The sequence below is a fragment of the Sphingomonas sp. IW22 genome (assembly GCF_041321155.1).
Classification (GTDB): Bacteria; Pseudomonadota; Alphaproteobacteria; order Sphingomonadales; family Sphingomonadaceae; genus Sphingomonas.
The window spans coordinates 397623-409746 of record NZ_JBGGWB010000001.1 but is presented as its reverse complement, the minus strand read 5'-3'; the positions used below and the strand labels follow the sequence as shown (position 1 = coordinate 409746).

7 protein-coding genes are annotated in these 12124 nt (G+C 66.5%); 5 read left to right on the top strand and 2 right to left on the bottom strand.

Features of this window, described 5'->3' with window-relative positions:
• Positions 1-60: 60 nt before the first annotated feature.
• On the bottom strand, positions 61-3330 hold the full coding sequence (locus ACAX61_RS01945) for a TonB-dependent receptor (RefSeq protein WP_370713143.1): 3270 nt from the start codon (positions 3328-3330) through the stop codon (positions 61-63).
• Between the two features lie 161 nt (positions 3331-3491).
• Here ACAX61_RS01945 and ACAX61_RS01940 point away from each other — a divergent pair, with 161 nt between their 5' ends.
• From ACAX61_RS01940 to ACAX61_RS01920, 5 genes are read left to right on the top strand one after another with little or no spacing between them, the layout of a single operon-like run.
• On the top strand, positions 3492-5021 hold the full coding sequence (locus ACAX61_RS01940) for a tryptophan halogenase family protein (RefSeq protein WP_370713142.1): 1530 nt from the start codon (positions 3492-3494) through the stop codon (positions 5019-5021).
• Positions 5018-6328, top strand: a complete 1311-nt coding sequence (locus ACAX61_RS01935) for a tryptophan 7-halogenase (protein ID WP_370713141.1) — start codon at positions 5018-5020, stop codon at positions 6326-6328. The genes ACAX61_RS01940 and ACAX61_RS01935 overlap by 4 nt, the downstream gene beginning before the upstream one ends.
• A complete protein-coding gene (locus ACAX61_RS01930) occupies positions 6325-7845 on the top strand; it encodes a tryptophan halogenase family protein (RefSeq protein ID WP_370713140.1) in 1521 nt (506 codons plus the stop codon). The genes ACAX61_RS01935 and ACAX61_RS01930 overlap by 4 nt, the downstream gene beginning before the upstream one ends.
• The gene (locus tag ACAX61_RS01925) at positions 7842-9359 is read left to right on the top strand and encodes a tryptophan halogenase family protein (protein ID WP_370713139.1); all 1518 of its coding nucleotides are present in this window, start codon (positions 7842-7844) and stop codon (positions 9357-9359) included. The genes ACAX61_RS01930 and ACAX61_RS01925 overlap by 4 nt, the downstream gene beginning before the upstream one ends.
• Positions 9350-11080: a glycoside hydrolase family 9 protein gene (locus ACAX61_RS01920; protein WP_370713138.1), complete on the top strand. Its 1731-nt coding sequence runs from the start codon at positions 9350-9352 to the stop codon at positions 11078-11080. The genes ACAX61_RS01925 and ACAX61_RS01920 overlap by 10 nt, the downstream gene beginning before the upstream one ends.
• Here the strand turns inward: ACAX61_RS01920 and ACAX61_RS01915 are convergent.
• On the bottom strand, positions 11077-12117 hold the full coding sequence (locus ACAX61_RS01915) for a cupin-like domain-containing protein (protein ID WP_370713137.1): 1041 nt from the start codon (positions 12115-12117) through the stop codon (positions 11077-11079). The two genes, ACAX61_RS01920 and ACAX61_RS01915, sit on opposite strands and share 4 nt — an antisense overlap.
• Positions 12118-12124 lie beyond the last annotated feature (7 nt).

Sequence of the window (12124 nt, the reverse complement as noted above, 5' to 3'; positions counted from 1 at the left end):
TTCGTGGAAGGACGCCCAGCTTTCAGTTTAGAGCCGACGCCCGAAGGCGCCGCCTCGTTATCAGCGGAAGTTTGCGCGGATCGAGAAGGTGAAGCGGCGGTCGCCGACAAACCAGTTACGCGGCCGTTCGAGCAGGTCATTATTGATGACGTAGTTCGTCCGGGTGATCGCACTGGTCAGGTTCACCGCCTGGAAGCCCATGCGGATGTCCGGGGTCACCGCGTAGAAGATCGAAGCGTCGAGCTGGCCATAGGCATCCTGCGTGACCGGCGCATTCGGAACGATCACGTCGCGAATGGTCAGCAGATATTTGGAGCGCCAGTTATACGCCGCGCGCACTTCCAGCCCGTTGCGCTGGTAGAACGGCGAAATGTTGAACTGATACTCGCTCAACCCCTGCAGCGGCAGGCCGCTGACGTCGATCGAGCTGATGACGCCCGCCGTCACGTTCGGATCGTTGGGATCGAGGTTCTGCTGCGACACGCCCGACGAGTGAACATAGGTAAAGTTACCCGCCAGACCAAAGCCGGAAAGAATGCCCGGCAGGAAGTCATAGGTCTGCTGATAGCCGACTTCGAAACCACGGATCTTGCCCACTTCCTCCGAATTGATCGGCGTGGTCACGATCGCGTCAAAGCTGGCGCCGTTGTTCGTGAACGTCTGACGCTGCGTACCGGTTACCTGAACGCCGCGCAGATTCTTCGCGAACGCCGCGAAGGTCAGCTGACCGACGTTCGAGAAATACCATTCTGCCGTCAGGTCGACATTGTCCGAACGGACCGGCTCCAGATAGGGGTTGCCAACCTGGAAGATCGCGATCGGGCCACCGTTGAACAGGATGGTCTGGTCGCCGGTCGCCAGATTGATGTTGTAATAGGACCGGGTCAGCAGGAATTCCGGCGGCGCCACGGTCTTGTTCACGGCCAGGCGGAATTGCAGGCCGTTGCCCGTGGACAGGCGGAAGTTCGCCGAAGGCAGCCAGTAATCATAGGCCAGCTTGGCATCGTTCGGGATCAGGGCGCCGTTCTGGAACGCCGCAGCCGAATCGCGAACGCTTTGCGGCAAGGCGCAGAAGCGCGACTGGACCTGCCCGTCGGCCGGCGGGACACAGTTGAACGACTGCTGCGGGAAGGCGAAGAAGCCCGACGAAACGCGGTTGGTGTGCGTGTAACGGACGCCGACATTACCGGCCAAGTTCCAGCCATTGCTGAAGTCGTTGCCGAAACGGGCGACGACATAGGCTGCGTTGTTACGCTCCGAAACCGGGTTGATTTCGCCCGGCAGATAGGCGGTTCCTTCGACCACGCCGTTGCGTCCAGCAACGGGCGCCCAGCCATCTGCACCTGACAAGTTGCTGCTGAAGTTACGCCATTCCTGCGCGATCTGGCTGATCGTCTGAACGGCGTTGTCATAATCCTGGAGCGCCGTGCCGGGGAAGAACAGACGACCCGGACCGCCCGGTGCCGACGGATTATTCGCCTGGCCACGGAAGAAGTTACCGTAGAGGAATGCTTCCTGCGGTGCGAGCGTGCCCGCGTCGCGCGTTGCGGGGTTGCCGTCGATCGGCCGATCGAACCACACAGGGCCGCCGGGAGCGACCGACGTACCGTCGGCCTGCGTGCCGCCGCCCCAGATCTCGCTCAATACGCCCCAGTTATAGGCGGTCGAACGCGCTTCGTTCTGGCGATCGGCAAAGCGATAGCCTGCACGAACCGACTTCAGCCAGCCATCGTCCGGGAAGGAATAATCGAGGTCGATCCGTGCCGCGTCCTCGTCGCCCTTGCTGTCTTCCAGATGGTCCATCGCGGAGCGGAAGAAGTTGTTATAGGGGTCGAGATACGACGGGTGCGCCGCATTCTGATAGTTGTTGGGCGAATTGGTAACCGGCACCAGCGTCACTTCCGCCGGGTCGTTGCCCTTCATGCGGATGTCGGCATTCTGATAGGTGGTGCCCCAGACCGTCAGGTCGTTGACGTTCACCTTCGACCAGACATGCTGGTAATCGATGCTCAGGCCCAGGCGATCGGTCAGCTTGGACTTCAATGCAAAGCTGATGTCGTTGGTTTGGAAACGGGCATTGTTGCCGCGCGAAATGTTGTTCGATTGCAGTCCGTTGACGGGCGTACGCCTGTCGCCACCCTCTGCCGAGTCCGCAGCATAGCCGTTAGGGCCGGTGATCAGGCCGCCGGTGAAAGCGTTGTCATCGTCGAAATCAAACGTCGTGCCGGGGAAGGGCTGGGTATCGCCCGCGGCAAGCACGTTGTCGGTCGCGACCTCGATCGCGTTTTCGGTCCACGATTCACGTGAATCCGAACGCAGGAACTGAAGCGTCGCTTCCGTGCCGCCGTCCAGGCTGCGCCACTGCGCCGCTGCAGAATAACCATAGCGGACGCGGTCATATTCCTGGCTGCGGACAGCCGCGCCGCGCGGGACATAGACGGTGGTGCCGACATTGGCATTGCCGTTGGTGTCGAGCGGCTGGAGCAACTGGCCGTCGTCGGTCAGAACGCGCGTGCCCCAGTTCGAAATCTGGATGCTGTCGGCGCGGTTGCGAACCTGCGAGCGGACGAAGCTGGCCAGCAGGCCGAAATCGCCGATGCCCGTCTTCCAGCGATCGCTGACAAGCACCGACACGGTCGGCGACGAACGCTTCACGAAGTCGCCATAATTGTTTTCGAGCGTGCCGCCGATCAGGAGGCCGCGCGAATCAAAGGGCAGGCGCGTGCGGAGGTTCACCGTGCCCGCGATGCCACCTTCGATCATGTCGGCCGACGGGCTCTTGAACACGTCGACGCCGCCCAGCAGTTCGGCGGGCACGTCGGCGAACGACAGGCCGCGGCCGTTACCGGCGCTGAACGTGTCGCGGCCGTTCAGTTCCGAACGGGTATAGGTCAGACCGCGGACGACGACGCCCGAACCTTCGGCCGCGAAGTGGTCGGGGTCGGAACCGGCCGCGAAACGGCTGATCGACACGCCGGGCACGCGCTGAAGCGCTTCGGTCACCGAACGGTCGGGCAGGGCGCCAATGTCTTCGCTTGAGATCGAATCGACGACGACGTCCGAATTCCGTTTGATCGCCTGAGCGCTCTGCAGGCTCTGGCGCAGGCCGGTGACAACGATGTCCTGAGCGGCGGCAGCTTCCTGCGGCGTGTCGGTCGCGGCTTCGGCGTCCGTCGGCGCCTGCGCCTCCTGGGTGGCCAAGACCGGCGATGCGAAGGGCGACGCGCCCTCATACGCCATGGCCGACGTCGGCATCGTGATCATCATCGCCATGACCGAAACGCTTGCCAGCGTTCCCGCACGCGCATGGAGTGACAGTCGGCCCTTCATAATTCCTCCCCGTTCTGTTAGCGCTATCAAAATACCGATTGAAATCGTGCGCCTGAACATTCCTAGGCAGGGGTTCGCGCGTTTGCCAAGCAAAAAAACAACGTTGTCATACGTTGCTGTCCAAGGTGTTGTAGCGTTACCATAGTAGGCGGGAGGACGCTGTGGATAAGGCAAGGACAGAGGCGGGCAGCACCCGTCCGCGCGTGCTGGTGGTGGGCGGCGGAACCGCGGGCTGGATGACGGCGGCGGCGCTGGGCTGGGCCTTTGCGGGTCGGATGGCCGATGTAACCCTGGTCGAATCGGAGGCGATCGGCACGGTGGGCGTGGGCGAAGCGACGGTCCCGCATATCCGCTATTTCAATCAGCGGCTGGGTATCGACGAATCGGAATTCGTCCGGGAAACGCGCGCCACGTTCAAACTGGGTATCGAATTTCGCGACTGGGGGCGGATCGGCGACAGCTATATCCACCCGTTCGGTGATTTCGGTCACGATATCGACGGAATGCCCTTTCACCAGCACTGGCTCAAACTGCATCGCCACGGGGTGGCCCCGCCGCTGGAGGCATGTTCGCTGCCGATCCTGGCCGCGCGCGCTGACCGGTTCGCGCCGCCGGCATCCGACCCGCGTTCGATCCGCTCGACTTATTCCTATGCCTATCAGTTCGATGCCGGGCTCTATGCCGCCTTTCTGCGGCGCTATGCCGAAGCACGCGGGGTGAGGCGGGTTGAGGGTAAGGTGGTGGAGGTGGAGCGCGGCCCCGCCGGTGTCGCGGCCATCCGCCTGGACGACGGGCGGCGGATCGAGGCCGATCTGTTCGTCGATTGCTCTGGCTTTCGCGGCTTGCTGATCGAAGGCGCGCTGGCGGCTGGTTATGAGGACTGGACCGACTGGCTGCCCTGCGATGCCGCATGGGCGGTGCCGTGTGACGCGGCGCCCGGTCCGCGTGCGCCCTATACCCGCGCCACCGCGCGCGATGCGGGCTGGCAATGGCGCATTCCGTTGCAGCACCGCGTGGGCAACGGGTACGTCTTTTCGACGCGCTTTGCAGAGCCGGATGTCGCGCGCGCCGCGTTGCTCGCCAATCTGGAGGGTGATCCGCGCGCCGAGCCAAAGTTGCTGCGGTTCAAGGCGGGCCGGCGTCGGCGGCAATGGGCGGACAACGTCGTCGCTATCGGCCTGTCGTCGGGCTTTCTGGAGCCGCTGGAATCGACCTCCATCCACCTGATCCAGCTTGGCATCACCAAGCTGATCGAGCTGTTCCCCGCCAATGGCCGCGCCGATCCGGTCGTCCGGGCCGAATTCGACCGTGCCATGTCGCTGGAATATGAGCGGGTGCGCGACTTCCTCGTGCTACATTATTGCGCGACGGAGCGGGATGACACGCCCTTCTGGCGATATGTTCGCACGATGAAACTGCCCGACACGCTGGTGGACTGGCTGGCGGCATTCCGCGCACGCGGGGTGGTGCCCAGCTATCGCGAGGGGATGTTCCTGCCGGCGAGCTGGCTGGCGGTGCTGTTCGGACAGCGTGTGGTCCCGTCGGCGGTGCATCCGCTGGTGGAAGCGGCCGACCTGAAACAGACACAGGCGAGTGTGGATGCGGTCGCCGCCGCCTGTGCGCGCGCGGCCGCTGCCATGCAGCTGCATGACGATCATCTGTCGGCGCTGGTGACGAGGGCAGCGGCATGAGCGCGACCGTTGCAGTGCTGGGCGATACGCTGTGCGGCTGGATCGCCGCCGCGATGCTGAGTGCACGCCTGCCGCGCGACGCGTACCGCGTGGTCGTCGTGCCTGGCGACCGTGGCGGTGACGGGCTGGGCGATTTCGCGCCAGTTATCTTGGTGCCGCCATCCTCTACCGGGCTGCATGCCGAGCTGGGGTTCGATCCCGGTGGCGCGGTGGTGCTGGGTACGGCGTTCAGCGGATGGCGGGCGGATGGGCAGGATGCGTTCCTGTCCTTTGGCGAGCGTGGCGCTCCGCTGGAGGGGGTGTCGTTCCGGCAACTGGCCGGGCGGTTGCGTGCCATGGGCAGGACGGTGCGGCTGGCCGATCATTCACCCGCCGCGCTGGCGGCGCAGGTGGGGCGCGATCCCGCCGGGGCGGTGCCATTTGCGCAGTGCGTCGAGACCGAGAGTTATGCCCGGCAGATGCGTGAGGCGGCGCTGCGGGCGGGTGTTCTCCAGTTACCTGCGTGTACGGGGATGGAGGTGGAGCCGGACGGCGTGATCGCTTCCCTGTCGCTGGCCGATGGCGGCGCGGTCGACCAACCGCTGCTGGTGCTGGATTGCACTGGCGAACACCGGGACGCGGCTTGGGAGGATTGGTCGCGCGACTTTGCCGCTGACCGCTGCGGTACGGGCATCGCGGCGATGCCCGCCGCCCCGTTCGCGCATCTGGCGGCGCAGGATAGCGGGTGGCAGACGCACTGGCCTGTTCCGGGCGGTGTCGCCACGCTGACGTTCGGCACGGACGGCCATGGCGAGCGTTTTTACAGCGGGCGCGCCGGATCGGCATGGCGTGGCAATCGGATCGCGCTGGGCGCTGCGGCGTGTGTCCTGCCGCCGGTTCAGCCCGTCGCGCTGGAATTGCTGCTTCGCGCGCTGATCCGCGTCATCGACCTGTTCCCCGCCACGTCACGGGCTGAAGTAGAGGCGGCCGCCTTCAACCGCGCGACGCGCGATGAACAGGCGTGCGCGCGCGATCTGCTCATGGCGCCCTTTGTCGCGACGGGCCGCAGCGCCGGGCTGCCGTCGCCCGCGCTGGCGGCAAAGCTGGCGCTTTACGAATCGTGCGGGCGGGTGCCGCTGCTGGACGGCGATCTGGCCGATGAGGATGACTGGGCGATGCTGTTCGACGCCATGGGCATCGTGCCGCGTCGTTACGACGCGCTGGCGGACGGCCTGCCGGTCGAGCGGATCGAGGCGCATCTCGCCGCCGTTCGCGCGCAGGCGATTGCCGCTGTGCGCGCCATGCCGCCCGCGCGGGTAGCGGCGTGAGCGGGGGTGAGCCGATCCGGTCGGTGCTGATCGTCGGCGGAGGGACGGCCGGGTGGATGGCGGCGGCGGCGCTGTCGCGCATGATTCCGACGGGCCTGTCGGTAACGCTGATCGAATCCGACGCCATCGGCACAATCGGCGTGGGGGAGGCGACGATCCCGCCGATCCGCGCCTTCAACGCCGCGCTTGGCATTGACGAGGCGGAGTTCGTTGCCGCCACTGCCGGCAGCTTCAAGCTGGGGATCGAGTTCGTCGGATGGGGCGCGCAAGGGGAACGGTATCTGCACCCCTTTGGCGTTTACGGATTCGATCAGGAAGGCGTGCGCTTTCATCAGCACTGGCTGCGTCGCCGGGCCGCAGGCGTGCGAGAGGATCTGTCCGATTACGCGCTGTGCGCCGTTGCTGCGCGGGAGGGGCGCTTCATGCCGCCCGCGACCGATCCGGCGTCGGTCCTGTCACAGATGAACCACGCCTATCATTTCGATGCGGGCCTGTATGCGGCGTTCCTGCGCGCGCGGGCTGAGCGCGCCGGGGTCGCGCGGGTCGAGGGTGAAGTGGTCGAGGTGCGGCAGCATGGCGAAAGCGGCCATGTCGCCGGCGTCCGGCTGGCCGATGGGCGAGTGCTGACGGCCGATCTGTTCGTCGACTGCTCCGGCTTTCGCGGACTGCTGATCGAAGGCGCGATGAAGGCAGGGTATGAGGACTGGACCCCGTGGCTGGCCTGTGACCGGGCGGTTGCGGTGCCCTGTGCGACGGGCGGCGACGGACTGACCCCCTATACCCGTGCCACCGCGCGCGAAGCGGGTTGGCAATGGCGCATCCCGCTTCAGCACCGGACGGGCAATGGCTATGTCTATTCCAGCGCTTATCTGTCGGATGATGCGGCGACGGCCACGTTGCTGGCCAATTTGGATGGACCGGCCCTCGCCGATCCGCGCCTGTTGCGCTTTACCGCCGGGCGCAGGCGGCGGCAGTGGATCGGGAATGTCGTGGCGCTGGGGCTGGCGGGCGGCTTTGCCGAGCCGCTGGAATCGACCGCGATCCACATGGTTCAATCGGGCATATCGCGGCTGATCGCGCTGTTTCCCGATCGCAGCTTTTCGGGGGTGGAGGCGGCGACCTTCAACCGGCTGGCCGATGGCCAGTTCAATCAGGTGCGCGATTTCCTGGCGCTGCACTATCACCTGACGCGGCGCGACGATTCCCCCTTCTGGCGCGATGCGGGGAAGCGCACCATCCCCGATACGCTGGCCCAGAAGGTCGATCTGTGGCGCCAGCGCGGGCGCGTGTTCCGGCATGAGGACGATCTGTTCGCGGAAGACAGCTGGATCGCGGTGCTGCTGGGGCAGGGGCTGATGCCGGCCGGTTGGGACCGTATGGCTGATCTGGCCGATCCGGCGATGATCGACGCGCGCTTTACGCGTTTGCGCGCCCTGTTCGCGGATGCCGCCAGCCGGATGCCGCGCCATGCCGATTATCTGGCGCGCGTCGCCCCCGCCCGGCCACGCGCCGCATGAACCGCCGCATCGTCGTGCTGGGCGGCGGCACCGCCGGATGGATGGCGGCCGCCGCCATGACACGCCTGCTCGGCCCGGCGGGCTGGCAGGTCACGCTGGTCGAATCCAGCGCCATCCCGACGGTCGGCGTGGGCGAGGCGACGATCCCGCCCATCCGAACCTTTCACGCGATGCTGGGCATCGAAGAGGCGGATTTCCTGCGCGCGACCGGCGGCAGCTGGAAACTGGGCATCCGGTTCGAAGGCTGGTCGGGGGCGGGCAGCAGCTATGTTCACCCATTTGGCCGACCGGGCACCGACATTGGGGGCCTGCCCTTTTACGCGCAATGGCTGCGTGCGCGTGGGGCGGGCGGTGCCAAGCCGCTGGAGCGATATTGGCTGGAGGCGCGCGCGGCAGAGGCGGGGCGTTTTACCCATCCCATCGCCAATGGCGATTCACCCCTGTCGCGGATTACCCACGCTTATCATTTTGACGCCGGGCGCTACGCCACGTTCCTGCGTGGGTATGCGGAGGCGATGGGCGCAACCCGGATCGAGGGAACGGTTGCCACCGTCGAGCATGGCCCGGCCGGGATTGCCGCACTGCTGCTGGAGGACGGACGCCGGGTGGCGGGCGACCTGTTGCTCGACTGTTCGGGCTTTGCCTCGCTGTTGCTGGGCAAGGCGCTGGGCGTGGCGTGGGTCGACTGGTCCGAATGGCTGCCGTGCGACCGCGCGGTTGCCGTCGCATCGGTAGCGGATGAAGCGCCGCTGCCGCTGACCCGTTCGATCGCGCATGGGGCGGGGTGGCAATGGCGCATCCCGCTGCGCCACCGCACGGGCAATGGCCGGGTTTTCTGTTCGGCATTTCTGGATGAGGACCGGGCGACGCAGGAACTGCTCGCCTCGCTGGGCGGCGATGCGATTGCAGAGCCACGGGTGCTGCGCTTTGCCACGGGGCATCGGCGGTCGTTCTGGACGGGCAATTGCGTGGCGCTGGGGCTGGCGTCAGGCTTTATGGAACCGCTGGAATCGACCAGCATCCATCTGGTTCAGGCGGGTATCCAGCATCTGATGCAGCATCTGCCAGGCGAGGGCGCCGGGCCGGTCTTGGCCGAGGCGGCGCGCGCGCGATACGACCGGGTGATGACTGGCGAGTTCGAGCGGATACGCGACTTTCTGGTGGCCCATTATCACCTGAACGACCGCCATGAGCCGTTCTGGCGCGAACGTCGCGCGGCGCCGCCGCCCGCCGGTCTGGCCGAAAAGCTCGCGCTGTTCGAAAGCGGCGGGCGCCTGTTCCGCGAAGCGGATGAGCTGTTCAACGAATGGAGCTGGCTCGCCGTGCTGACCGGGCAGGGCGTCCGGCCGCAGGGCCATGATCCCGTCTGCGAAGCCTGGCCGCTGTCGCGCGTCACCGAACGGCTGTCGCGGATCGAGGGCGTGGTGACCGCTTCCCTCGACCATATGCCAACCCATGCCGACGCACTCGCGCGGCTGGACCTGAACCCGACTGGAGCTGTGCCATGCCCCTGATGATCGACGCCGCCATTCACCTGAACCAGCTGGGATTTCGCCCCGCCGACCCCAAGCGCGCGATCGTTGCCGCCCCGTCGCAGACCCCGTTGCCATGGACACTGGAACGGGAGGACGGCCGTATCGTGTTGAAGGGTCGGACCGAAGTTGCGGGCGACGATGCCGCGTCCGGCGACCATGTCCACCGCATCGCCTTCGACGCGGCGCCGGAGGGCCGGTACCGGCTGAAGGTGGCCGGGGCGGCCAGCGAGTGGTTCCGGGTGGCGCCCGAAATCTACCGCCCGCTGGCGCAGGCGGCGCTGAATTTCTTTTATCAGCAGCGCGCGGGCACGCCCATCCTGGCGCGGTGGGCGGGCGAACGCTGGGCGCGTCCCGCCGGACACGCGCCAGAGGTGGCGACCTGCTTCTCCGGCGCGGACGAGGCAGGGAACGTCTGGCCCGGATGCGCCGGGCCGCGCGACGTGACCGGCGGCTGGTACGATGCGGGCGACCACGGCAAATATGTGGTCAATGCCGGGATCAGCGCCTGGACGCTTCAGAACCTGTATGAGGCGGGTTTTGCGCGGTCGCTGTTCGCCGATGGTCAGGCGCGCCTGCCCGAAGCAGGCAATGGGCATGACGACCTGCTCGACGAAGCGCGGTGGGAAGTCGAATGGATGCTGCGGATGCAGGTGCCCGCCGGCACCATGCTGGCGCTGCCTGTTGGCGAACCGGCTGCCGACGGTCGGCTGACGCTTGAACGGATGGACGCGGGCGGTATGGCGTTCCACAAGCTGGGGGACCGGCGCTGGACTGCGCTGCCCATGCGGCCCGCCGACGATCCCGAAGATCGCATGATCTATCCGCCCTCCACCGCTGCGACGCTCAATCTGGCGGCGGTCGCGGCACAGGCGGCGCGGTTGTGGCGCAGCGCCGATCCGGCCTTTGCCGATCGCTGTCGACAGGCGGCGCTGGCGGCATGGGGCGCGGCGCAGCGGCATCCCCGTATCCTGGCGGCGCAGGGTTTTACCGGCAGTGGCGGTTATGGCGACACGCGGTTGGATGATGAACGGGCATGGGCTGCGGCGGAGCTGTTCGCGCTGACCGGCGAGGCGCGCTTTGCCGATCAGCTTGGCGCGGAGGCAGTCGATGTGCCGGGCTGGGCCGATACCGGCGCGCTGGGCACAATCACACTGGCGGTCGCGGACGGCGTGCCGGACGCAGTGCGCCGCGATGCGCGCGCGCGCATCGTAGCGGCGGCGGACGGGTTCGTGGCCGAAAGCGCCCAGTCCGGTTATGGCATCCCTTATGCCGGACAGCGATATGAATGGGGGTCCAATTCGGGCCTGCTGAACCGCGCGATGTTGCTGGGCCTGGCAGAGCGTTTCACGGGCGACGCGAAATATCGCCGCGCAGCGCTGGCAGTGGCGGATTATGTGCTGGGCCGAAACCCGCTGGGTCAATCCTATGTTTCGGGCTTCGGGTGGCGGCCGCTGCAAAATCCGCATCACCGTTTCTGGGCCAAGTCGCTCGACGCGTCATTGCCGCCGCCGCCGCCGGGCGTAGTGTCGGGCGGTCCCAACAACAGCGCCATGACCGATCCCGTCGCCATGAAGCTGAAGGGCAAGTGCGCGCCCCAACGCTGCTGGGCCGACGCCATTGACGCCTATGCCCTGAATGAAGTCGCCATCAACTGGAACGCGCCGCTGGTCTGGGTGGCGGCGTATCTCGACGCGGGTTAACGCGCGCCGAGTGCCGTCAGAAGATAGCGGCGAATACGCTCGGTCCGGTCGGGGGACGCCGGGCCGAGCACGCCGCGCGCTTCGGCGGGCAGGTGATCGCCCGCCGAATGGGCGCCGGGGCCGAACACATAATGGTCGAACCAGGCCCGCCAGCCCTCCTTTTCGAAATCGGGCCGGTCGCGCACTGCCATGAGTGCATGGACCATCGCGTGAAAGGCCGAATTGGTGGGGTCGTAATCCCACCAGTAATTGCACAGCATGTTCAGCGGTCCGAACGACTGCACATGGTGCCACCATGTCGCAGGCACGAACACCGCATCGCCCGGCGCCAGATCGGCGACCACGGCGTGCTTCACAGCCTCGGCATAGCGAGGATAACGGTCGAGGTCGGGGTTCAGCGGATCGACCATTGACGATGGCGGCCCCGCCAGCGTCCGGTCGAGCGGCCCCAGATACAGATTGCCGACCTGTTCGGGCGGGAACAGGATGAAGCGGCGTCGCCCGCTGACGACGCATGCCAGATTGGTGGAGCCGTCATAATGGGTCGCGGTCTGGCTGGCATTGCCGATCCACAAACGCGGCACCGCCCCGCCCATGTCGAGGTCGAGCGGATTGTCGACGCCCCATCCCGGCAGATGCTCTGGCGCGGTGGCCGCATTGGCGTAAAGCGAGTGGGCCTGATCAGATGGCAGCGTTGCCAGACGGAGCAATTCTGAAAGCAGCAGCTTCAGCGGGGCGCGTTCCCGACGGAAATTGAAGCCCTCCAGCCGGTCACCGAGATAGAAGAAGCGGCCGCCGAATTCGGGCGGCGATACCAGCACCTCCAGCGGGCGGGCGCTGCCGCCATCCTCGATCTCCCCAAGATAGGCGGCAAGCGCCTCTGGCCCCTGTTTGGCGGCGGTGACGGCGGGCCAATGCGCAACCTGTCCGCGCAACACGATGGGGTGAGCGCGCGGCGCGACTTCGGCGGCGAATGCGGAGGCATCGACGGCGCTGCGCTCATCGGCGGGCCGGATCGAGGACGGCGATACAGTCATGCCCGTG

Bases quoted from the DNA above. Each gene is read 5' to 3' on its own strand.
- ACAX61_RS01945 (WP_370713143.1), bottom strand. From the start codon at position 3,330: ATGAAGGGCCGACTGTCACTCCATGCGCGTGCGGGAACGCTGGCAAGC.
- ACAX61_RS01935 (WP_370713141.1), top strand. From the start codon at position 5,018: ATGAGCGCGACCGTTGCAGTGCTGGGCGATACGCTGTGCGGCTGGATC.
- ACAX61_RS01925 (WP_370713139.1), top strand. From the start codon at position 7,842: ATGAACCGCCGCATCGTCGTGCTGGGCGGCGGCACCGCCGGATGGATG.
- ACAX61_RS01920 (WP_370713138.1), top strand. From the start codon at position 9,350: ATGCCCCTGATGATCGACGCCGCCATTCACCTGAACCAGCTGGGATTT.
- ACAX61_RS01915 (WP_370713137.1), bottom strand. From the start codon at position 12,117: ATGACTGTATCGCCGTCCTCGATCCGGCCCGCCGATGAGCGCAGCGCC.